Below are 642 nucleotides of genomic sequence, written 5' to 3'. Positions count from 1 at the left end.
CGTTCAGGCGGTTTATCTGTAGGACAAGCTCAACGTCTTGCACTTGCGCGAGCAATGCTACAAAACGGCCGTTTCTGGTTGCTTGACGAACCGACGGCAAGCTTGGATGCGCGCAGTGAAAAACTGGTGATGGAAGGAATTAATAAGTATACCCAATCCACCACTAACTTGATGATCACTCACCAACTTGCACCTTTGCAAAACGTTTCACAAATTCTCGTGATGCAAGATGGTCAAATCGTACAACGTGGCGACTACGCTACCCTAGCCTCACAAGAAGGTTTGTTTAAAGACATGTTAGCTGCCAACCTAGCGCAGCGTGAATCAGACAAGGGGAACCTAGATGCGTGATTTACTCCCTTATCTAAAACTGTATAAAAAACATTGGTTCGGTTTGTCACTGGGTATGCTATTGGCGTTCCTAACACTTGCTGCATCTATCGGCTTGCTCACTCTGTCTGGTTGGTTTATCTCCGCAGCAGCAGTGGCTGGTTTAACCGTTGCGCGTGAAACCTTCAACTACATGCTGCCAGGTGCTGGCGTGCGCGGTGCTGCAATGGCACGAACAGCTGGCCGTTGGGGTGAGCGCGTTGTAAGCCACAATGCGACATTTAAGTTGCTAACAGACCTGCGCATCTTCTT

Annotated in this window: 1 protein-coding gene and 1 pseudogene; both read left to right on the top strand. The window is 48.9% G+C overall.

The features are described from left to right. The coding region (locus R7R78_RS27170; RefSeq protein ID WP_225474743.1) for an ATP-binding cassette domain-containing protein at positions 1–351 on the top strand (351 nt) is incomplete at its 5' end. Further along, positions 344–642 (top strand): annotated as a pseudogene (locus tag R7R78_RS27165) (cysteine/glutathione ABC transporter ATP-binding protein/permease CydC); the annotation flags it as partial. The gene R7R78_RS27170 and the pseudogene R7R78_RS27165, both read left to right, overlap by 8 nt.

The sequence above is a fragment of the Vibrio sp. 2134-1 genome, assembly GCF_033339495.1.
This window is presented reverse-complemented; position numbering and strand designations above follow the sequence as displayed.